The sequence below is a fragment of the Burkholderia sp. 3C genome (assembly GCF_054589155.1).
In genome coordinates this window covers 15070-36332 of record NZ_BAAILN010000071.1, presented here as the reverse complement: position 1 = coordinate 36332, position 21263 = coordinate 15070, and the positions used below count along the sequence as shown (strand labels likewise).

Here is a 21263-nt window from a genome sequence, read left to right as displayed (position 1 = left end):
CGTCGCATCTACGCCGATCCGCTGACGGGCAAGGCCGACTGGGTGCTGATCCGCTCGCCGGACGGACAGGGCATCGTCGGCATCCATAGTGCGTCGCGCGCGCGGCCGATCCAGATCAAGCAGTTTCCGAAGGAGTTCGCCGGCTTCGAGAATCAGCGCCGCTATACGCGGTGGGTGTTCGTCGCGAATTCGCCGGAGCGGGCGAACCTGCCGGCCGGCACGCTGGGCGGGGCGGTGGGGCCGGGAGGCGGGGCCGTGCCGGTGCCGGTTGGTGGAGGCGTGACGGTGAATGGGCAGCCTGCGTCGAGCCTGGTGGGGAAGGACGCGGACGATCCGTTCGGCGACGACGATGGCGGTATCGCCAACGGTGCGGGATTTGCGGGCGGTGGCGGGTTCTCGAACGGCAGTGGATTTTCGGGCGGCGGCGGGTTCTCGAACGACGGCGGTTTTTCTGGCGGCGGCGGGTTTTCGAGCAACGGCGGCTTTTCTGGCGGCAGCGGCTTTTCCAACAACGGTGGTTTTTCTAGCGGCAGCGGATTTTCGAGCAACGGTGGCTTTTCGAGCGGCAGCGGGTTCTCAAGCAACGGTGGCTTTTCGAGCGGCAGCGGGTTTTCAAGCAACGGCGGATTTTCGGGCGGCAGCGGCTTTTCAAGCAACGGCGGATTTTCTGGCGGCAGCGGATTTTCGAGCAACGGCGGTTTTTCCAACGGCAGCAGCATGTCCGGAGAAAGCGGCTCTGCGAATGGCGGATTTTCGTCCGGCGACGGTTCGGTCGGCCGCTGATCGCTCAAACGCCGCTCACTCACCTCTTCAGCCGCCGATCACTCGTTCTTCACCCGCCGCTCACCACCCCCAACCGCGCCAACCGATCCGGCCGCGCCACCGCTTCTCCGGCCAGCCAGGCCCGCGCCTGCTTCGCCTCATCGACGCCCACCGCCACCCCGCTGCCCAGCGCCGCGCTCGGCACGAACACCGGCGTCTCGCGTTCTTCACCCGCCGCTCACCACCCCCAACCGCGCCAACCGATCCGGTCGCGCCACCGCTTCTCCGGCCAGCCAGGCCCGCGCCTGCTTCGCCTCATCGACGCCCACCGCCACCCCGCTGCCCAGCGCCGCGCTCGGTACGAACACCGGCGTCTCGCCGTCGCGCCATGCCGAGGCCGACGCCAGCGCCTCGGTCACCACCGGGCTCGCCGCGCGCCGCGCACCCGCGTGGTCGGCTCCACCAGCCTGCGCGAACGGCGTCAACGCGCCGCCCGCCACCATGAACAGCAGGTTCTGCCGCAACTCGCCCGCATTTCGCGTGGCCCCGCCGCCGAGCCGCGCGACGATCTCTCCGATCGGCATCGCGCCGTGCGCCATCAACGCCCGCAGGTCCTCGACGAAATCGGGCTGAAAACTCAGCGCCCCGCGCGGAATCGTCACGCGCGCCTCGATCCGCGCCGGATCGCCGACGCAGCCCACCGGCAACGCATCGAGTTGCCGCAGCGCGTCGCCGGGCGCCTGCGCGGTGCGCGCGCCGCGCACGAACACGTCGCGCCGGAAGCGCCGGTTGACCGCGAAATCCTCGGCCAGATGGCGCAGCCGCGCATTCGGCAGCGCGCCGATCGCGTCGGCGGCCGGGCGGTCCATCAGCAGCATCGGGTAGTTGTCGGCGAGCGTCGCGCTGCCCGCGTACGCCAGGCCCGCCGCCGCGAACTCGTCGGCCACGTCGACCGAGTAGTGCACCTGCCAGCTTCGGTTCAGGAATTCGTGCGCGAGGTAATCGTGCGGATCGTTCGCGAGCGCGGCCAGCGCCTCGGCGGCCGACGGGTTGTCGCGGAAGTAGCGCAGCGCGGGCTGGCCGAGCCGCTGCAGGTCGGCCACGGCGCGGCCGGTGCGCGCGGCGGTGTTGCCTTCGGCGGCCTGCGCGAGTTCCAGCATCAGCTTGCGCAGCGGCGCCTCGGCGGCCCAGCCGGGCTGGCAGTTGTAGCTCAGATACACGCGCCCGTTCTCCGACAGATGCCGCGCCACCAGTTGCCGCACCGTCTCGCGCACGTCGGCATCGACCCAGCTGTACACGCCGTGCATCGCGATGAAGTCGAACGACGGCAGCCCCGCATCGAGCAGCGCCGCGAAGCTCGCCTCGTGGAACACCAGGTTGCCGACCCCGAGCCGCTCGGCGCGGTGGCGCGCCATCGCGATATGGGCCGGATTGATGTCGCAGACGTGGAATTCGGCGTGCGGGAACGCGGCGGCGTGGATCGTGCTGGCGTAGGCGAAGCCGCAGCCGAGATCGAGGTAGCGGAACGGGCGGTCCAGCGGGACCGGGCGAAAGCCGCCCGGCACGCTCGCGTAATTGAGCCAGGCGGGCGACAGCTCGCGGTGAAAACGGTCAGGAAACGTGATGTCGCTGACGTAGCCGGAATAGGGATCGGATGCGTGCATGAGTCTCGTCGACACGGCGCGGAAGGGCCGCGGCGGCGGCTGGCCGCGCGAGCTTACCACGCAGGCCGCGCGCCGAATTCGTCACGCCGTTGCCGACGCGACGGCCGTCCGGCATTACGATCGCCGGGCTGTGCCGTGTCATGATGCCGCATGTCGGCGGGCAGACGATGCGTAGGGCGAAGCCGTCCCCGCCCCGAATCCGACGAGGAGGATGACGACGTGACCGATCCGAAAACGAACCCCGGCCGCAAGCCGGCCGACCCCGCCGCTGCCGATGACGGTGGCCGCGAAGCCAGCGCCGCCGCGAACTCGGCCAACTCGGCCCACCGCCCTGCCGGCACGCCCGATCCCGACCGCCGCCGCGCGCTCGGCGGGATCGCCGCGTTCGGCGCGAGCCTCGCGCTGGCCGGCTGCACCACGCGTTCGCAGGACAGCGCCGCCGCCGCGCCCGTGCCGCGCACCGAGGCCGAACTGCGCGTGGACAGCGCGCTGCGCGAGCAGGTGCGCCACATCGTGGTGATCTACGCCGAGAACCGCAGCTTCGCGAACCTGTACGGCGATTTCCCCGGCGTCGAGACGCCGCTGTCGTCGGTCGCGGCGGCGCGCGCCACCCAGCTCGACCGCGACGGCAAGACCCCGATGTCCACGCTGCCCGCGATCTGGGGCGGGCTGGTGCCGCAGGCGCAGGAGGTGAACGGCACGCGCTACATGATCGCCGAGCGCGATATTCAGGGCCTGAAGAACGCGCCGTTCCGGATTCCCGACGCGCACGGCAAGCCGCTGCCGAACGGCGTGATCACGCGCGACCTCTGGCACCGCTTCTATCAGAACCAGATGCAGATCAACGCGGGCAGGAACGACCAGTTCGCGGCCTGGGCCGATTCGGGCGGCCTGGTGATGGGGCATTACCGCAATTCGGCCGACACGCTGAAGCTCTGGCAGCTCGCGCGCGACTACACGCTGTGCGACAACTTCTTCATGGCGGCGTTCGGCGGCTCCTGGCTGAACCACATGTTCCTGATTTCGGCGCAGGCGCCGTTCTATCCCGACATCGCCACCAGCCCGGCCAAGCATCTGGCCTCGGTGGTGGAGGGCGACGATCCCGCCGGCACGCGCCTGAAGGTGGCCGGCGATTCGCCGGCCTCGGCGCTCGACGGCCCGCCGAAGTTCGTCAACGACGGGCTGTTCACGCCCGACGGCTACGCCGTCAACACGATGGCGCCGCCGTATCAGCCGAGCAACGTGCGCCCGCCGGAAGACGGCAATCCGGCCTATGCCGATCCGTCGAACCCGCGCGTGCTGCCGCCGCAGCGCTACGCGACGATCGGCGATCGCCTGTCGGAGAAGGGTGTCGACTGGGCCTGGTACAGCGGCGCGTGGCAATACGCGATCGACCATCGCGACACGGGCATGATGCCGGACTTCCAGCATCACCATCAGCCGTTCAACTATTTCGTGAACTACGCGCCCGGCACCGAGGCGCGCCGCCGCCATCTGCGCGATGCGGGCCTCGGCGACGATCCGTCCACCAACCGCCTGCTGGCCGATATCGACGCCGGCAAGCTGCCGGCCGTCACGTTCTACAAGCCGCAGGGCAACCTGAACATGCACGCGGGCTATGCCGACGTCGAGTCGGGCGATCGGCATATCTCGACCGTCATCGACCACATCCGCCGCGGCCCGCAATGGGCCAACACCGTGATCGTGATGACCCACGACGAGAACGGCGGCTGGTGGGACCCGGTCGCGCCGCCGCAGGGCGACCGCTGGGGGCCGGGCTCGCGCATTCCGGCGCTGGTGATTTCGCCGTTCGCCCGGCGCGGCCATGTCGATCACACGCTCTACGACACCAATTCGATCCTGCGTTTCATCAGCCGCGTGCATGGCCTCGCGCCGCTCGACGGCGTGACGCACCGCGACCGCGCGTTCGCCGCGCGCGGGGCCACGCCGCCGGGGGATCTGGTCAATGCGTTGACGATCGGGGACGCGGCGGCGTGATGCGCCGGTGAGGGCACCGCGCTGAAACGCGCGCTGCAACGACAACGGGCAGCCGCGATGGCTGCCCGTTGTCGTTTGAAGCACGGCAAGCCGCGCCGCTCGCTCAGTGATGCGACAGCCGCAACGTCAGCGCGCCCGCGCCGTCTGGCGCACGGCAAGCCGCGCCGCTCGCTCAGCGATGCGACAGCCGCAACGTCAGCGCGCCCGCGCCGTCTGGCGCACGGCAAGCCGCGCCGCTCGTTCAGCGATGCGACAGTCGCAACGTCAGCGCGCCCGCGCCGTCTGGCGCACGGCAAGCCGCGTCGTTCGTTCAGCGATGCGACAGTCGCAACGTCAGCGCGCCCGCGCCGTCTGGCGCACGGCAAGCCGCGTCGTTCGTTCAGCGATGCGACAGTCCCAACGTCGGCGCGCCCGCGCCGTTTGGCGCACGGCAAGCCGCGTCGTTCGCTCAGTGATGCGACAGCCGCAACGTCAGCGCGCCCGCGCCGATCAGCACCGCGCCGCCGCCGTAACCGAAACGGCGCTGCGCATCCGCGCCGGTGAGCCGCGAGGCCGCGTAGCGCGCGAGCCGCGCATAGCAGGCGGCGTTCAGCGCGGCGAGGCAGACGAAGGTCGGCAGCAGCAGCGCGCATTGCGACGCGAAGCTCTGATGCGGCGAGACGAACTGCGGCACGAACGCGACGAAGAACACGATGCTTTTCGGGTTCAGCGCGGTCACCGCATAGGCGGCCAGGAAGCGGCGGCCGGCCGATTTCGGTTCGACCGGCACGCTCTGGCGGCCGGCCGCGCGCGCCTGCAGGATCGAGCGCACGCCGAGATAGATCAGATACGCGCCGCCGGCCAGCTTCAGCACCGTGAACGCGGTGGCGGAGACGGCCAGCAGCGCGCCCGCGCCGGCCAGCGAGACGGCCATCGCGGTGGTGTCGCCGGACGCGACGCCGGCCACCGTGCTCCACGACGAGCGGTTGCGGTTGGCCAGCGAATCGCCGATCACGAGCAGGATGGTCGGGCCGGGGATCAACAACAGCAGGATGCTCGCGCCGGCGAACGCGAGCCAAGTTTCGAGGCTCATCGGAAGGTTCCGGGAAAGGGAGGAGGCCTCAGTGATCCACGGCGGGAGCAGGGCTGTCAAGCGGGACGAGGATGGCGGCGCGATTCGGTTCGACGGCCGGTTCGCGATTCGACCGGGTGGCCGGTAGGCGATTCGACTCGCGCGTCGGCCCGCGCTTCGGGCTCGAGAGTCGGTCCGCTTTCCGGCCCCATCGCGCAGCCCGAAACGCCGGCCGAAACACCGGCCATCGCGTCCATCGCGCCACCCGGAACGCAGTCCGCCCCGACCCTTCAGGCCGCCCCGACCCTTCAGGCCGCCCCGACCCTTCAGGCCGCCGAGGCCGCCGCCGTCACGGCCACCGCCACCCCAGGCCGCAGCGCCGCATCGAACGCGCGGCACGACGCGCGGAAATGGTCGATCTTCGCCTCGGTATCGGCCGGGAACGTGAGCGGCGCCATCTGCCACGCGTCGCGCGGCATCCGTTGGCAGATCGCATGATCCTCGTCGAACACCTGGCGGTTCAGCCGCGCCGTGGAGGCGAGGAACGGCTCGACGATCGCATCGGCCGACGCGCCCGTGGTGGGCACCGCGTAGAGCCGGCTCGTGAAGCGCGTGACGTTCGCGTCGCCTCCGGGCGGCAGGAAGTGCTGGAGCGAATACGAGTAGCCGTAGGTCGACGAAATCATCGTGAACGGGAACAGGTACAGGCTCAGGTAGCCCTCGTACTGAAAATCGATCGCGAACAGCCGGCGCAGCTTGGCGAGCTGGTTGCGCTGGCGCGAGGCGCCGAGCGGCGCGTACCAGGCCGAATTCGCGCCGTCGTAGCGGTTCTCGCCATCTTCGAGCGCGAGCGTGCCGAGCGAGCCCGGATGCACCGCGCCGATGTGATACGGCTCCAGCGCATTTTCCACCGCCAGCGGCCAATAGCACTGGAAATCGTAGCGGTTCAGGTCCACACGGCGGTCGATGTTGAACGAGATGTCGGCCACCAGCGCCTCGAACTCGCCGAGCTGGGTGCTCAGATCGGTGGCCGGACGAATTCCGACGAACAGGAAATCGCCGCACCAGTCGAGCGCGTAGCGGCGCAGTTGCGCGCGCTCGACCTGGCAGTGCCGGAAGCGCTCGCGTTCGGGCACGATCAACTGCCCGTGACGATAGGTCCAGCCGTGATAGGCGCAACTGGCCGGCTGGTTGCCGCCGTCGTCGAGGTACATGCGCGCGCCGCGATGCGGGCAGCGGTTGTCGAACGCGACGTAATCGCCGCCGTCGTTGAACACCACGATTTCGCCGGCCGCACAGTCGAAGCGCACGAAATCGCCGTCGGCCGGCAGCTCGCGCCGATGCGCCACCAGGTGCCAGTGCCGCGCGACGAGTTCGAGATCGAAATCCATCTCAGAGCTTCTTGGCCGGGGCCGCGTACAGGGTCGCGCCGTCGGGCACCTTGCGCATCACCACCGCGCCCGCGCCGATCCGCGCGTCGTGGCCCACCGTCACGCGCGGCAGCACGCGCGCGCCCGAGCCGAAGAACACGCGCTCGCCCACCACCACGTGGCCGGTCAGATCGACGTGCGCGCTGAGCGTGGAGTAGGCGCCGAGCACGACGTCGTGGCCGACGCTCGACAGGATGTTGATGGCGGCGAAATCGCCCACCCGGCAATCGGCCGACAGCACGGCGTGCGGGCAGATCACCACGCCGATGCCGAGCGTGGCGCGGCGCGCCACCACGGCGCTCGGATGGCGCAGCGAGGCGAAGCGCGCGCCGCGCGCGGCCAGCCGCGCGACCACGCTGGCCTTGCCCAGCGGATCGCCGATCCCGATCAGCACGGCGTCGCCGTCGGCGGGCTGGTAGGCGTCGATGTCGCCGAGCCAGGGCAGGTCGTAGCCGAAGTTGGCCAGCGCATCGGCGCTGGCGTCGAGAAAGCCGGCCACGCGCGGGCCGAGCCCGGCGTCGGCCACATCGTCGGCCCAGTTGATCAGCTCGCGCGCGAACGCGCCGCCGCCGGCGACGATCAGGCGGGTGGCGTCCGGTGCGGCGGCCAGGGCGAGCGGGGCGGCCTGCGCGGCGGTGAGCGATGCATTCATCGGCTTGCCCTCAGCGCACGCGGTAGCCGCCGTCGACGGCGAGCGCGGTGCCGGTGATCCAGCGGCTCGCCGCCGACAGCAGGAACAGCGCGGCCTGCGCCACGTCGTCCGGTTCGCCGAAGCCGAGCAGGTGGCTGGCCTCGTAGGCGGCCACGGCCTCGTCGGGGCTGCCGCGCGTGAGGCGCTCGTGCATCGCGGTGCGCACCGCGCCCGCGGCGATCGCGTTGACGCGAATCCGGCGCGGCGCCAGCTCGCAGGCGAGCGAGCGCACCAGGCCCTCGATGCCGGCCTTGGCGGCCGAATAGGCGGTCATGCCGACCTGACCCGTCGCGGCGGCCACCGACGACATCAGCACCAGCGAGCCGCCGTCGGCCAGCACGCCCTTCTTCGCGGCGGCGCGGGCGATGCCGAACGCGGCGAACAGGCTGCCGCCGAAGGTCTCGTCGAGCTGCGCCTGCTTCGTCATGCGCGCCGGGCGGATCAGTTCGGTGCCGGCCGCGTGGAACACGCCGGTCAGGCCGCCGTGCTGCTCGGCCAGTTGCGCGACCCAGTCGGCGGTGGCGTCGGCGTCGTCGAGCGCGCGCGCGTCGGCCGCGTGGCCGTCGCCGGCCAAGGCGGCGAGCGTGGCGGCGAGCCGTTCGGCGTCGCGCCCGCCGGCGATCACGCGGCCGCCCGCGGCGGCGATCGCGACGGCCGTGGCGCGGCCCAGGCCCGACGACGCGCCGGTGACCAGATAGGTGCCGCCGGCCAGGCAGCGATCGGAGAAGGCAGTCATAGTTCGATGGTGTCGACGACGGCGAGCGGCCCCGTCACGAGCGAGGCCGAGGCCCACGAGTAGCCGACGCCGAAGCCGAACATCGCCAGTCGCATCTCGCGCGTGGCGAGCGCCTCGCGCAGGTCGGTGGTCATCAGCAGCGGGATCGAGGCGCAGCTCGTGTTGCCGTAGGCGTTCAGGTTGAGGGGCACGCGATCGGCCGGCAGCCCGGCCTTCTTCGCGAGGTGCTTCAGCATGAACAGGTTCGCCTGGTGGAACAGGAAGGCGTCGTGGCCGTCCACGCCGTGGCCCGAGAGTTCGAGCGTGCGCGCCACCAGCGGCGGAATTCGCTTGAGCGTGAAATTGAAGATCTCGCCGCCGTCCATGTACAGGTGCGCGAGCGAGCGGCCCGCCAGGCGCGCGTCGTCGGCCGGCGCGGGGCGGCAGCCGCCGGCCGGCACGATCAGGTTCGGCACGCCGCCGCCGTCCGAGCCGATCACGAAGTGCGCGTCGGGGGCGGTGTCGTCGGCTTCGAGCGCCGTGACGGTGCCCGCGTCGCCGAACAGCAGCGCGGTGGCGCGGTCCTCGGGATCGACCAGCTTGCTGATGGTGTCGCCCACCGCCAGCAGCACGCGGCGCGCCGCGCCGCTGCGGATCAGGTTCATGCCGAGCCACAGCGCCTGCGGATAGGCCGAGCAGCCGAGGTTGATGTCGAGCGCGATGGACGCGGCCGGCAGCCCCAGCGCGGCCTGCAGCACGAAGGCGGTGCCGGGCAGGCGGTAGTCGGGCGTCTGCGAGACGAACAGCACCGCGTCGACGTCCTCGCCGCGCCAGCCCAGCCCCTGCAGCAGATGCGCGCCGGCCGCGCGGCACAGGTCGCCGGCGGTCTGGTGCTCGGCCGCGCGGCGGCGGCTTTCGACGCCGATCATCTTGACCACGTCGCGCACCGCCGCCTCGCCGAAGCGCTCGACGAACACCGTGTTCGGCACTTCCTGCGCGGGCAGGCACGACACCACGCCGGCCAGGCGGACGCCGCCTGCGCGCAGTTCCCGGCCGATCGGGGCGAGCGGCGCGTTCAAGTTCAGCCCTTTTGCGCGGCGACGAGCGCGTCGATGTCGGCGACCGTCTTGCACTCGCCGAGCGCCTGACCGCTCAACAGCACGCCGAAGCAATCGTCGGCCAGCGCGATGGTCGAGACGATCGCGAGCGAATCCCAGTTGTGTTCGGCGAGCACCAGGGCGGGCGACACCTCGGCGGTGTCGATTTCAAAGACTTCCGCGAGTCCTTCGTAGAATGCGTTCATTGCGTTTCCTGCTAACAGTTCAACAGACAGCCGGCCCACGAGTAGCCGACGCCGAATCCGAGCAGCATCGCACGCGTGCCGCGCGCGAGCCTGCCGTCGGCGCGCAATTGCTCGAGGGCGAGCGGCAGCGTCGACGACACCGTGTTGCCGGTGTGCTCGACGAGGATCGGGAAGCGATCCTCGGGAATCTTCATCTTCTTGCGCAGCGCTTCGAGCATGAACCGGTTCGCCTGGTGCAGCACGAAGCAATCGATCTCGTCGCGCGCGAGGCCGGCGCGCTCCAGCAGCCGGTCGGCCGCGCGCGGCACCTCGGCGAGCGAGAACGCCATGACCTCGGCGCCGTTCATGTACAGGTGCTCGTCGGTGCGCACGTTGCCGGAAGCATCCTCGCGCTCCACGGCGCTCGCCGCGCTGCGCGGCTCGCGGAACAGGCCCGCGCGCACGATCAGGTTCTCGGCGCCGCGCCCGTCGGTGCCGAACACGAACGGGCCGATGGGCTCGGGGCTGGCGGCGTCAGCGTGCTCGTCGGCGCCGATCGCGGTGGCGGTCGCGCCGTCGCCGAACAGCGTGCGCACGCTCTTGTCGAGCGGGTGCAGGTATTTCGAATAGGTATCGGCCGTCAGCAGCAGCACGCAGCGCGCCGCGCCGGTTTCCACCAGGCCCTTGGCCAGCGACAGCCCGTACACGTAGCCCGAACAGCCGAGGTTCACGTCGAACGCGCCGGCGTGGGTCGGGATGCCGAGCCGGTGCTGCAGGATGCAGGCCGAGGCGGGCAGGATGTAGTCGGGCGCCTGCGTGCAGAGGATCACGAAATCGATTTGCGACGCGCTCACCGTGCCCTTCGCGAACAGCCGCTGCGCGGCCGCGAACGCCAGGTCGGAGGCGGTTTCGCCGTCCGCGGCGATGCGCCGCTCGCGAATCCCGGTCTTCGCGAGGATCTTCTCGGCCGGCCACTCGGGATAGAGCGCCGCGAGCGTGTCGTTGCCGAGCACGCCGTCGGGAAGATGGCTCGCGATGTCGAGGATCGCGGCGCGTGGGTTCATCGGCCGGCCCCGGCGATCAGCGACACCACGCGCTCGATGTTCGCATCGGTGAGCGCCGGGTAGATCGGCAGGCACAGCACGCGCCGCGACACGTCGCGCGCGACCGGCAGGTTGTCCGGATGCGCCGACGGCAGCCCGCGATAGTTCGGGAAATCCGAGATCAGCGGATAGAAGTAGCGGCGGCTGTAGATCTCGTGCTCGCGCAGGTGCTGATAGAGCGCGTCGCGTGCGAGCGGGTAGTCGTCGTCCACCAGGATCGGGAAGTACGAGTGATTGACCACCTTCGCATCCACCGTCGGCACGCAGCGGATGCCGGGCACCTCGGCCAGCAGCTCGCGATAGCGCGCGTCGATCTCGGCGCGCCGTGCGAGCGCGGCATCGACGTGTTCCAGTTGCAGCAGCCCGAACGCGGCGTTGATCTCGCTCATCTTGGCGTTGATGCCCGGCGCCACCACCGTCACCTCGTCGACGAAGCCGAAGTTCTTCAGGTGATCGATGTGCTGCTTGGTCTTCGCGTCCGGGCAGATGATCGCGCCGCCCTCGAAGGTGTTGAACACCTTGGTGGCGTGGAAGCTCAGGATCGACAGGTCGCCGTGCTCCAGCACGCTGCTGTCGTGCATCTGCACGCCGAACGCGTGCGCGGCGTCGTAGATCACCTTCAGGTTGTAGTTGTCGGCGATGCGGCGGATTGCGTCCACGTCGCACGGCCGGCCGTAGCAGTGCACCGGCATGATGGCGGCCGTCTGCGGCGTGATGGCCGCCTCGATCTTCTTCGGATCGAGGTTCAGCGTGTGCGGATCGATGTCGACGAACACCGGCTTGATGCCGTTCCACAACAGCGAATGCGCGGTGGCGACGAACGAATACGGGGTGGTGATCACCTCGCCCGTGATGCGCAGCGCCTGCAAGGCCGTGACCAGCGCCAGCGTGCCGTTGGTGAACAGCGCCAGATGCTTGACGCCGAGGTATTCGCAGAGCGCCTTCTCGAGTTTCTGGTGGAACGGGCCGGCGTTGGTGAGCACCTTGCTGTCCCAGATCTGTTCCAGATACGGCAGGAACTCGGCCAGCGGCGGCAGGTGCGGCTGCGTGACATAGATGCGCTCGTCGGCAACCGGTTCGACAACCGATTCGACGGCGCGCAGCGGCAGGGCGTTCATCGTGCATCTCCGGTGAGAGCGGCGGATTCCTCGGCAGCGACGGCGGGCTCGGCGGTGCGCTCGGGCACCGTGAACGGCGCGGCCGGCTGGTCGGCGCACCAGCGCCGCCAGGCCATGCGCATCGCATCGGCCACGCCCTGCGCGACGCGCGCGGGCTGGAAGCTGGTCATGTTGCGGCAACGCGCGCGCATGCTGCCGCGCAGGGCGGCCAACTCTTGCGGGTCGTTCGCGAAGGCCACCGCCTTGGCCACGAAATCGTCGGCGTCGCGCGCCACGAACTGTTCGAGGCCGACCGACGACATCCACACCGCGCCGGCGCTGCCCGCGAGCGTGGCGCCGCGGATCGTCACGGTCGGCACGCCCATCCAGAGCGCGTTGAGCGCGGTGGTCGAGCCGGTGTACGGGAACGTGTCGAGGCAGAGGTCGACGTGGTGGTGCTGTTGCAGGTACACGGCGATCGGTGCGCGCGGCTGCAGGTCGAGCCGGTCGTGCGCGATGCCTTCGGCCGTGAACCAGTCGAGCAGCATCGCGGTGCCGCCGTCCTGCGGGATCGCGCCGATCCGCATCCGCGAGCCGGGCACCGCGTGCAGCACGCGCGCCCACACCGCGATCACGTCGCGGCGCAGCTTGTTCAGGCGGTTGAAGCTGGCGAACGTCACATGCCCGTTGTGCAGCGCCGGCAGCAGGTTGACCGGCGGCGCGTTGTCGGCCGGCTTGAACGCGCTGTTGGCCGGCATGTGGATGATCTTTTCGGTGAACTGGCGTTCCATCTCGCCGAACGGGATCGCATGGCGGTCGGCCAGGTAGTAATCCATCGCCTCCAGGCCGGTGGTGCCCGGGTAGCCGATCCAGGTGATCTGCACCGGCGCCGGCTTGCGCGCGAACACCGGCAGCCGGTTGCGGCCGGTGTGGCTCGACAGGTCGAGCAGGATGTCGATCCGGTCGGCGCGGATGCGCTCGACCAGGCGGTCGTCGGTGAAGCCGGCCACCGTCGTCCAGTGCTGCACGCAGGCGCGCAGCCGCACCGTGATCTGATCCTCGAGCGTGTGGTTGTGATAGACGTGCAGCGAGAACGTCGGGTCGTCCTTCAGCGTCTCGAGGATCGGCAGCGCGTACGAGGCCACCGCGTGGTTGAACATGTCGCCCGAGACGATGCCCACGCGCAGCTTGCGCTCCGGTTCGCGCTTGTTGGCGTGGCGCGGCCAGCGCGCAAGGTACGGCGCTTCGTGGATCTTCGCGAACTGGCGGTGTTCGTCGAACAGCGTGGCGGCGTCGAGGCCCGGGTGGTGGGTGCGGCAGAACAACAGGTTGCTGTGCATCGCGGCGTCGCGCGGCGACAGTTCGTGTGCGCGGCCGAAGCTGGCCTCGGCTTCGGTGGTGGCGCCCAGTTCGCTGAGCGCGACGGCCAGCGAGCCATGCATCTGCACCGAATTCGGCGCCAGCTCGACCGAGCGGCGGCCCGCCTCGATCGCCTCGACGGTCCGGCCCGCGGCCGTCAGCGTCGCATTCAGCACGCGCCACATTTCGGCGTTGTCCGGATCGAGCGCGAGCACGCGGCGGATCTCGCGTTCCGAATCGGCAAGGCGGTTGCCGAGGCGAAACACGTCGGCGAGCAGCAGGCCCATCGCGACGTCGCTCGGATCGAGCGTGGTGGCGCGGATGAGCGGTTCGGTCGCTTCCAGGTATTGGCCGTCCTTGTGCATCGCGTTGCACAGCGAACGCCAGGCCACGCTGCTCGACGGGTAGCGTTGCGTCAGCGTGTGCGCGAGCTTGATGGCTTCGCCATAGCGTTTCTTGTTGTAGAGCGCGTTGAAGCGGCTCGTGTCCTGAGCGCTCGGATGGCGCACCACACCGCGCGTTTCCGCGGCCGGCGCGGGCGCCGGGGCTGCGGCCACGCGGGCCGGCGCGGCGCTGGCTGCGTTCGCGGCGGCCGTGAACACCGTGGCCGCCTTGCCCTCCGCCGACAGCGCCAGGCGCTGGATCAACCCATCGACCGCCGGCCCCTTGAAGCCGCGCTGCTGGCACATGCCGAGCGCCGTCCAGGCCGCCGAGACCTGGCCCGCCTCGATCAGCGCGTTGACATAGCTGACCCAGTGCTGGCCGTTGTTCGGATCGATGCCGAGCGCTGCCTCGAAGTGCGGCAGCGCGCCGTGGGCGTCACCGCTCTGCACTTTCAGCACGGCGAGGTTGTAGTTGGCGTCGACCTGATCGGGCTTCGCGCCGAGGATCGCCTCGTAAAGCGCCTGCGCGTCGGCGAGCTCGCCGCGATGATGATGGGCGATTGCGTTCTTGAGCACGAACGCGATGTCCGCGTCGAACTGCTGTTGCTGTTCAGGCGAGAGGCCGGCGGACATCGTATCGGACATGGGAAAACCGGACGGAAGAAGCGAATGGTGAGAATTATCCGGCTGGCCCCGGCCCGGCGAAGCGTGGAACTGACCGGTAAACGGGCGTCAATTTCATCGATGTGAATGCGGACGGGGAAACGGGGCGGGAACGAAGACCGAGGGGGCGGGATGCGTGGGGCGTCGGCGGCCGCACAGAAAAAACGGCCCGCGCAAGGCGGGCCGTGAGTTGAACGAGCGCGCGCTCGTGCGCGCGAATTGTTATTCGGGCAGGCCGCTCAGAAGCGCAGTGCGGCCTGGTTGTACTGTTTGGCCGCGTTCAGGCGTTCCGAGGCGGTCCGGTATTCGTGTTGCAGTTCCTCGCTGGCGCGCGCCGTTTCGGCCGTGATGCCGGCGTCGAGCGCCTGGATTTCGCGGATCATCAGCAGATCTTCCGGCGTTTGGGCCGCGTCGAGCGATTGCAGGTAGGGCGCGCGCGCGCCGATCAGGCGCTCGGCGCCTTCCCAGTCGGCAAGCCGCACCGCGCGGTCGATCTCGTGCGTCATCGACAGCAGTTGCGAGACGAGGATGTGCTGGTCCATGTCCGGTTCTCCAGGAGGCGGGCGTGGCTCAGGACGACTTGTTGGTCGCCAGCGCGCCGGCGCTGTTGGTGCCGCCGAACAGCGCGGTCAGGTAGTTCTGCTGCTGGTTCATGTTGGCCAGCACGGTGTTCAACTGCGTGAACTGCGCGTTGTACTGCGTGGTCAGCGTCGCCGCGTAGGCCGACAGCGTGGTCTGCTGCGCCGTCAGGCTCTTCAGGTCGGTCTGCACCGCATTGGCGCTGAGGGTCAGAATGCCGCTTTTGGGGTCCGTGTACGACGTGATCGCCGCGTTGATCTGCTCGCCGAGGCCGTTGGTGCTGTTGAACAGCGTCGAGGCCGCGGTGGGATTGTTGGTCAGCGCGTTGGTCAGGGCCGTCTGGTCGACGATCAGCGTGCCGGCCGGCTGCCCCGCGGTGGTGCCGTCGGCCACCGTGATGCCGAGCTGTTGCAGCGTCGCACCCACGCCGTTGCTGTTGACGGCGCTGCCGAGGATCGACTGCATCTGGGTGCTGATCGTGTTCAGCGTCGAATCGCCGAACAGCGGGCCGGTGACGGGGGCGGTCGGGTTGGTGTTGTCGAACGAGCCGACCGTGGCGATCGCCTGCACCAGCGTGTTGTAGTTGCTGACGAACGTCGTGACCGCCGAGGCCTGCTTGGTCGTATCGGCCGCGATCGTCAGCGTTTGCGTGGTCGCCGGGTTGGTCACGGCGGCTTGCGTGAGATTCAGCGTGACGCCGTTGATCACGTTGGTGACGGCGTTGGTCGGGCTCAGATTGGTCACGCCGTTGACCGTGACCGAGGCGTCCTGCGCGCCCGACGATTGCGTCCATTTGGTCGCCGTGGTGGTGCCGGTGGTGATCGTCGACTGGCCGCCCGTGGTGTTCGGCGTCGAGCTGACCGCCAGGTTCGACAGGCCGTTGTCGGTGGTGGCGTTGACGGCCACCGAGATGGTGTTGGCCGCGCCGCTGTTGTTCGAGCGCAGCACCAGGTGGGCGCCGTCGCTGCCGGTCACGATGCTGGCCGTCACGCCGGGGTTGTCGCTCGCGTTGTTGATCGCGGAGGCGATGCCCGACAGCGTGTTGTTGGTGGAATCGAGCGAGATCGTCGACGATTTGCCGTTGACCGTCAGCGTCATCGAGCCGGTGCCGAGCGCGGCGGTGGAATCGAAGGCCGGCGAGGTCAGCGATTGCGATTGCGCGATCTGGTTGACGGTCACGCCATAGGAGGCGGCCACGGCGCCGGAGGCGGTGGTCGCGGTCAGGCCCGTGCCGCCCGTGGTGGTCGCGGTGAAGGTTTGCGCGAACGAGCCGTCGGTCAGCGTGGAAAGCGAGCTTTGCAGGTTCTGCAGCGCAGTCTGCAGGCTGGTGTACGCAGCGGCCTTGTTGTTGTCGGTGAGGACAGCGGTCGACAGGATCGCCGTTTGGCCGGCGGTCTTGGAGTTGACCAGCGCGGTCACGAGCGAATTGACGTCGAGGTTGGCATTGCCCGTCGTGCCGTTGATGATCGACTGTGCGGCTTGCTGCAACGCGGAACTGCTGCTGATCGCGTTGTTGGACGTGGATGACGTGGACGAAATCGTGGACATCGCGGAGCTCCGTGGCGCTGACAAGTCGGTTTGACCGTGCGGATACTGCGGGAAACCGGGGGAAAACGGAAGACTTCAAAAGCAAAAAACGCGCGGCAGCCACGAGGAAGACTGCACCGCCGCGCGAACGGGCCGCCCATGAGGGCGCGGCCCGGTTTTCAAAGCACCTGCCAGATGCCTTACTGCAGGAGCTTCAGAACTTGCTGCGGCAGCGAGTTCGCTTGAGCCAGCACCGAGATGCCAGCTTGTTGCAGCACTTGTGCCTTGCTCAGGTTCGCGGTTTCCTGCGCGAAGTCCGCGCTCTGGATTTGCGACTGGGCCGACGACAGGTTCGTCGAGTTTTGTTGCTGCGTTTGCGCGATGGCGGTCAAACGGTTTTGCGTCGCGCCCAGCGTTGCCTGCAGGTTGTTCACCGTCGACAGCGCGTTTTCGATCGCGACCAGGGCCTGGTTGGCGCCCGTGGTGTTGCTGATGTTGATGTTCGCCACGGTCGGCGGAGCGTTGACCGAGTTGATCTGCGTGATCATGTTGGCGGCCGCGCTGGCTTGCGCCGTCGTCATGCCGCTCGTGGCGCCCGTCGACAGCGTCAGGTTCGTGACGGCCGTGCCCGTGCCGGCTGCCGTACCCGTCGTGAAGATCGCGCCGACTGCCGTCGTGCTCAGCGCTTGACCGTTCTGGTCCGTGAACGTGAAGCCGCCCTTGCCGTCCGACAGAACGTTGACCGACGTGATCGCCGGGTTCGTTGCGGTCGTGGCTGCGCCGTTGGTGTCGAGGTGCAGGTTCGAGATCGTGCCGACCGTTTCACCTTGTGCCACCAGACCGCCGCCGATCTTGGCAGCCGACAGGCTTTGGCTCAGGTCCAGGCTGACCGTCTGGCCGACGTTCGCGCCGACCTGGAACGTCGTGATGCCGGCGGAACCGTCGAGCAGGTTCTTGCCGTTGAAGTTCGTTTGCGAAGCAATACGATTCACTTCCGAGATCTGCGCGGCAACTTCTTGCTCGGCAGCAGCCTGGTCGCTGGTCGACAGCGTGCCCGTTGCGGCCTGGTTGGCCAGCGTCCGGATACGTTGCAGGCTGGTCGTCAGTGCCGACAGGGCGCTCGACGAGCTCTGGATCAGCGAGACGGCGTCGTTCGTGTTCGACACGCCTTGGTTCAGGCCGTTGATGGCCGTTTGCATGCGGGTCGAGATTGCCAGACCGGCTGCATCGTCTGCTGCGCTGTTGATGCGGTTGCCCGACGACAGACGCGTGATGGCTTGCGACAGTGCGCTTTGCGAGCCGTTCAGGTTTTGCTGAGCGACCAGCGAGTTGATATTGCTTGTAATTCCGAGCATGGTAAATCTCCTAAAAGCCGATAAGCCTTTGACAAGCCAACGTGGGCATCGGCGGACGCACTCGTTCTTTGCTGGCCGCCTCAAAGCAGGATTTCGGCGCTCCCAAAAAAAACTTGAGGGGGAAGATTGCGATCACTTGCAATTTCTTCCGATTTTTTGTCGGAGGCGCACTTGCCGGGGATGTTTCGCTCGAATCCCGCAGTGGTGCTGCGTTGCGGGATGCCGAGCGGGGGTGTTGCAGCCCCGTCCCTGATTGTTAACGGTTTTCTCGCGATTCTCTTGAGTCGTCGTGTGCTCGAAATTTGTCTGGCAGGCGTGGTAAACCGCTGGCTCTACGAATGTTTACCTGCTAGCATGGCGGGCTGAATTGAGATTTCTGTCAAGCCCTTGCCGTTTCGGCATGTCAAAGCTGGCAGTCAAACGCGGCGCCGGTTGCAGCTTGCCGAGCGTTTCGCGGCGCATTCCGCCTCTCTTTTCCGGCCTCCCAGGCCACAAAACCCGCTCGTTTCGCCTGTTGTGGGAACGCCCGGAAGGCCGGTGCGTGGCGCTTGGCCGCTACGTTTTTGACCGTATCAAGCAATTTAGGAACGACATGACGACGATTCTTCTGAAAGAAAACGAGCCGTTCGAAGTAGCGATCCGCCGCTTCCGCCGCGCGATCGAAAAGAACGGCCTGATCGCTGAGCTGCGCGAGCGCCAGTCCTACGAAAAGCCGACCGCCGTGCGCAAGCGCAAGAAGGCGGCAGCTGTGAAGCGCCTGCACAAGCGCCTGCGCAGCCAAATGCTGCCGAAGAAGCTCCACTAAGGCTTCCCCGGTTCGCATTGAAGCGGCGGTGTCCCTCGAAAGAGGGGCGCCGCCGTTTTGCTTTGGGGCGGCGGTTTCTTGTTTAACGTGGTGTTGCGTTCAGGCCACGCCGGTTTTTCCGGCCCGCTTGGCGGTGGCCGGCTTTGCGGCACCCGGTTGTTTCACTGCCCTGGCCGTGGTTTTCTCCGTTGCCTTGGCGCCGGGCTGGCCCAGCGCCGCGCAGGCGTCGCGGCACGGGCAGTCGAATTCGTGATCGTTGACCATCCCGGTGGCCTGCATCAGCGCATAGCAGATCGTCGAGCCGACGAACTTGAGGCCATAGCCCTTGAGCGCCTTGCTCATGGCGTCCGACAGGGCGGTGGAGGCCGGCGCGTCGCGGTACGACTTCCAGCCGTTCTGGATCGGCACGCCGCCGACAAAGGACCACAGAAAGGCATCGAGCGAGCCGTGTTCGGCGCGAATGCGCTGCACGGCGCGCGCATTGCCGATCGTCGATTCGATCTTGGCGCGGTGGCGCACGATGCCGGGGTTCTGCATCAAGGTGTCGACCTGCGCGGGCGTGAAGCGCGCCACGGCGTCGGCGTCGAAATTCGCGAACGCGGCCCGGTAGCCTTCACGCTTGTTGAGGATCGTCGACCACGACAGCCCCGCCTGTGCGCCTTCCAGGGTCAACATTTCGAACAGATAGCGTTCGTCGTGGGCCGGACGGCCCCATTCGGTGTCGTGATAAAGCGCATCGGCATCCGTGCGGACCCAGTTGCAGCGTTCACTCATCGATTCCTCGCGCCTCGGGTGGGTGCCGGCGCCCATGCCGGCACGGAAGGCGCCCAGCATAGCGCAATGCCCGTGCCGCGCAAGCCGGCCATCCGGCCAATGGGCGGGGCGCGCCGATGCGGTTAAGCTCTCGGCTCGACTGATCGGCAATCCCGGAGTGTTTCACCATGACAGAGCCCACTTACCTGATCGGCATCGATGGCGGCGGCACCGGCACGCGCGCGGTGCTGGCCGATGCCCGCGGGCGCGAACTCGCGCGCGGCAGCGGCGGCCCGTCGGGGCTGGCGCTCGGCATCGAGGGGGCATGGCGCTCGATCGAGGCGGCCTGCGCGCAGGCGTTCGAGCAGGCCGGCCTGTCGCTGGACTGGGCGCGCTGCACGATGGGCTGCGGCCTGGCCGGCAGCAATCACGCGGCATGGCTCGCGGCGTTCCTGGCCAGCGCACCGGTACCGGCGCTGGCGGTGGAGAACGATGCCTACACCACCGTGCTCGGCGCGCACGGCGGGGCGGCGGGCGTGATCGTCGCGCTCGGTACCGGCAGCGTGGCGGCCGCGATCGATGCGCAGGGCGCGTGCCGAATCGCGGGCGGCTACGGTTTCCCGTCGGGCGACGAAGCCAGCGGCGCCTGGTTCGGGCTGCGTGCGCTCGCGCATGCGCAGCAGGCGCTCGACGGTCGCGCGCCGCGCGATGCGTTGGCCGAGGCGCTGATCGGCCTCACTGGCGCGACCGACCGCGACAGCCTGGTGGTCTGGTCCTGCGCCGCCAACCAGACGGCCTACGCCACGCTCGCGCCGGCCGTATTCGCGCACCGCGCGCATCCGCTTGCCGAACGCCTGATTGCCGAGGCGGGCGAGGCGATCGGCCGCATGATTGATGCGCTTGATCCTGATCAATCTTTGCCGGTTGCGCTGTGCGGCGGGCTGGCCGGTCAACTCGAAGCGGCCGTGCCGGCTGCGCACCGGGCCCGGTTGCGCGCGCCGCTGGCCGATTCCGCGCACGGCGCGTTGCAACTGGCGCAACGCGAAGCCGCGCGCCGCGCCGGGGGGCGCTGAGGTGGGCGATGACCGGCCCGGCCGGCAGGCTGCGGCCGGCGCTGCTGCAGCGCGACGCGTTGGCGCGGCAGCGTAAAATGCCAGCTTTCCGCGCCCAGCCCACCCCCGCCATGTACAAAGTCATCTGCACCGATCTCGACGGCACGCTGCTCAACCGCGACCACCAGCTCGATCCGTACACGGTCGAGACGGTCCAGCGGCTGGCGTCCGACGGCGTGCCGTTCATCATCGCGACGGGGCGCCATCATGCCGACGTGGCCGGCATTCGCGACGTGCTCGGCATCCGGCCGTACCTGATCACGTCGAACGGCGCGCGCGTGCACGCACCCGACGACACGCCGCTCCACGCGCGCGACATCGCGCCGGAAATGGTGCGTGAGCTGGTGCGTCCCGAAGTGGTCGGCCAGCACGGCCGCGTGATCGTGAACCTGTTTACCGACAAAAGCTGGCTGATCGACCGCGAAGCGCCGGATCTGCTCGAGTTCCATCAGGATTCGGGCTTCGTCTACCGTGTCACCGATCTGCTGGCGCACGACGGCACCGATGTCGCCAAGGTGCTCTATATCGGCGAGCCGCAGGATCTGGCGGCAGTGGCCGCCAATCTGAAGAACCGCTTCGGCGAAGCGTTGTACGTCACCTATTCGCTGCCCGATTGCCTGGAAGTGATGACGGCCGGCGTCTCGAAGGGCCGCGCGCTGCGTGTCGTGCTGGAGCGGCTCGGCCTCGATCGCGCGCACTGCGTGGCGTTCGGCGACAACATGAACGACATCGACCTGCTGGAAACGGCCGGCTTCCCGTTCATGATGAACAATGCCAATCCGGACCTGATGCTGCGCCTGCCCGAGGTGCCGCGCATCGGCAGCAACGCCGAAGCCGGGGTGGCCCGGCATCTGCGCAGCCTGTTCGAACTCGACGCCGGGGCCGGCATCGCGCGCTGAGGGGCACCGGCCCGGAACCCGTCGGCCGGCCTTCA

Annotated in this window: 20 protein-coding genes; 5 read left to right on the top strand and 15 right to left on the bottom strand. The window is 68.8% G+C overall.

Translation table 11 applies throughout. The features are described 5' to 3' along the window. Positions 1 to 42: 42 nt before the first annotated feature. On the top strand, positions 43 to 783 hold the full coding sequence (locus ACYP33_RS13010) for a hypothetical protein (protein ID WP_459622144.1): 741 nt from the start codon (positions 43 to 45) through the stop codon (positions 781 to 783). Positions 784 to 832: 49 nt separating this feature from the next. Here ACYP33_RS13010 and ACYP33_RS13005 read toward each other — a convergent pair whose 3' ends face one another. Beyond that, on the bottom strand, positions 833 to 973 hold the full coding sequence (locus ACYP33_RS13005) for a hypothetical protein (RefSeq protein WP_459622142.1): 141 nt from the start codon (positions 971 to 973) through the stop codon (positions 833 to 835). 16 nt (positions 974 to 989) lie between these two features. After that, positions 990 to 2426: a class I SAM-dependent methyltransferase gene (locus ACYP33_RS13000; RefSeq protein ID WP_459622141.1), complete on the bottom strand. Its 1437-nt coding sequence runs from the start codon at positions 2424 to 2426 to the stop codon at positions 990 to 992. 219 nt (positions 2427 to 2645) lie between these two features. Here ACYP33_RS13000 and ACYP33_RS12995 point away from each other — a divergent pair, with 219 nt between their 5' ends. Next, on the top strand, positions 2646 to 4424 hold the full coding sequence (locus tag ACYP33_RS12995) for an acid phosphatase (RefSeq protein WP_459622140.1): 1779 nt from the start codon (positions 2646 to 2648) through the stop codon (positions 4422 to 4424). Between the two features lie 448 nt (positions 4425 to 4872). On the opposite strand, the gene ACYP33_RS12990 is transcribed toward ACYP33_RS12995, so the two are convergent. From ACYP33_RS12990 to ACYP33_RS12935, 12 genes are all read right to left on the bottom strand, one after another. Further along, positions 4873 to 5496 (bottom strand): LysE family translocator, encoded by a 624-nt coding sequence (locus tag ACYP33_RS12990; RefSeq protein ID WP_414450582.1) that lies wholly within the window; start codon positions 5494 to 5496, stop codon positions 4873 to 4875. A gap of 305 nt (positions 5497 to 5801) precedes the next feature. Then, the gene (locus ACYP33_RS12985) at positions 5802 to 6866 is read right to left on the bottom strand and encodes an aromatic ring-hydroxylating oxygenase subunit alpha (protein ID WP_459622137.1); all 1065 of its coding nucleotides are present in this window, start codon (positions 6864 to 6866) and stop codon (positions 5802 to 5804) included. Between the two features lies 1 nt (position 6867). Continuing rightward, a complete protein-coding gene (locus ACYP33_RS12980) occupies positions 6868 to 7557 on the bottom strand; it encodes an acetyltransferase (RefSeq protein ID WP_459622135.1) in 690 nt (229 codons plus the stop codon). Positions 7558 to 7567: 10 nt separating this feature from the next. Next, entirely contained in the window at positions 7568 to 8332 is a 765-nt protein-coding gene (locus ACYP33_RS12975) for an SDR family NAD(P)-dependent oxidoreductase (protein WP_459622133.1), read from the bottom strand. Continuing rightward, a complete protein-coding gene (locus ACYP33_RS12970) occupies positions 8329 to 9390 on the bottom strand; it encodes a ketoacyl-ACP synthase III (protein ID WP_459622131.1) in 1062 nt (353 codons plus the stop codon). The genes ACYP33_RS12975 and ACYP33_RS12970 overlap by 4 nt, the downstream gene beginning before the upstream one ends. A 2-nt stretch (positions 9391 to 9392) precedes the next feature. After that, positions 9393 to 9614, bottom strand: coding sequence for an acyl carrier protein (locus tag ACYP33_RS12965; protein ID WP_414443584.1), 222 nt, complete (start codon positions 9612 to 9614; stop codon positions 9393 to 9395). A gap of 11 nt (positions 9615 to 9625) precedes the next feature. After that, a complete protein-coding gene (locus tag ACYP33_RS12960) occupies positions 9626 to 10657 on the bottom strand; it encodes a ketoacyl-ACP synthase III (RefSeq protein WP_459622129.1) in 1032 nt (343 codons plus the stop codon). After that, positions 10654 to 11814 (bottom strand): DegT/DnrJ/EryC1/StrS family aminotransferase, encoded by a 1161-nt coding sequence (locus ACYP33_RS12955; protein ID WP_414450576.1) that lies wholly within the window; start codon positions 11812 to 11814, stop codon positions 10654 to 10656. Before ACYP33_RS12955 ends, ACYP33_RS12960 begins: the two co-directional genes overlap by 4 nt. Beyond that, complete coding sequence (locus tag ACYP33_RS12950; protein ID WP_459622127.1) at positions 11811 to 14180, bottom strand: O-linked N-acetylglucosamine transferase, SPINDLY family protein; 2370 nt, start codon at positions 14178 to 14180, stop codon at positions 11811 to 11813. Before ACYP33_RS12950 ends, ACYP33_RS12955 begins: the two co-directional genes overlap by 4 nt. Before the next feature lie 257 nt (positions 14181 to 14437). Further along, the gene (locus ACYP33_RS12945; protein ID WP_414443588.1) at positions 14438 to 14740 is read right to left on the bottom strand and encodes a flagellar protein FliT; all 303 of its coding nucleotides are present in this window, start codon (positions 14738 to 14740) and stop codon (positions 14438 to 14440) included. 28 nt (positions 14741 to 14768) lie between these two features. After that, positions 14769 to 16325, bottom strand: a complete 1557-nt coding sequence (gene fliD / locus ACYP33_RS12940) for a flagellar filament capping protein FliD (RefSeq protein ID WP_414450573.1) — start codon at positions 16323 to 16325, stop codon at positions 14769 to 14771. A gap of 179 nt (positions 16326 to 16504) precedes the next feature. After that, positions 16505 to 17659, bottom strand: a complete 1155-nt coding sequence (locus tag ACYP33_RS12935) for a flagellin (protein WP_414443590.1) — start codon at positions 17657 to 17659, stop codon at positions 16505 to 16507. Positions 17660 to 18251: 592 nt separating this feature from the next. Between ACYP33_RS12935 and rpsU the strand changes: the two genes are divergently transcribed. Further along, complete coding sequence (gene rpsU, locus ACYP33_RS12930) at positions 18252 to 18464, top strand: 30S ribosomal protein S21 (protein WP_006401410.1); 213 nt, start codon at positions 18252 to 18254, stop codon at positions 18462 to 18464. A gap of 99 nt (positions 18465 to 18563) precedes the next feature. Here the strand turns inward: rpsU and ACYP33_RS12925 are convergent, their stop codons facing one another. Beyond that, entirely contained in the window at positions 18564 to 19238 is a 675-nt protein-coding gene (locus tag ACYP33_RS12925) for a DNA-3-methyladenine glycosylase I (RefSeq protein WP_459622124.1), read from the bottom strand. Between the two features lie 167 nt (positions 19239 to 19405). On the opposite strand from ACYP33_RS12925, the gene ACYP33_RS12920 reads away from it, so the two are divergent. Together ACYP33_RS12920 and ACYP33_RS12915 are read left to right on the top strand one after the other, a co-directional pair. Then, positions 19406 to 20290, top strand: coding sequence for a glucosamine kinase nucleotide-binding domain-containing protein (locus ACYP33_RS12920; protein ID WP_459622122.1), 885 nt, complete (start codon positions 19406 to 19408; stop codon positions 20288 to 20290). A 110-nt stretch (positions 20291 to 20400) separates the two neighbouring features. Beyond that, positions 20401 to 21228, top strand: a complete 828-nt coding sequence (locus tag ACYP33_RS12915; RefSeq protein WP_414450571.1) for a Cof-type HAD-IIB family hydrolase — start codon at positions 20401 to 20403, stop codon at positions 21226 to 21228. Positions 21229 to 21263: the final 35 nt, after the last annotated feature.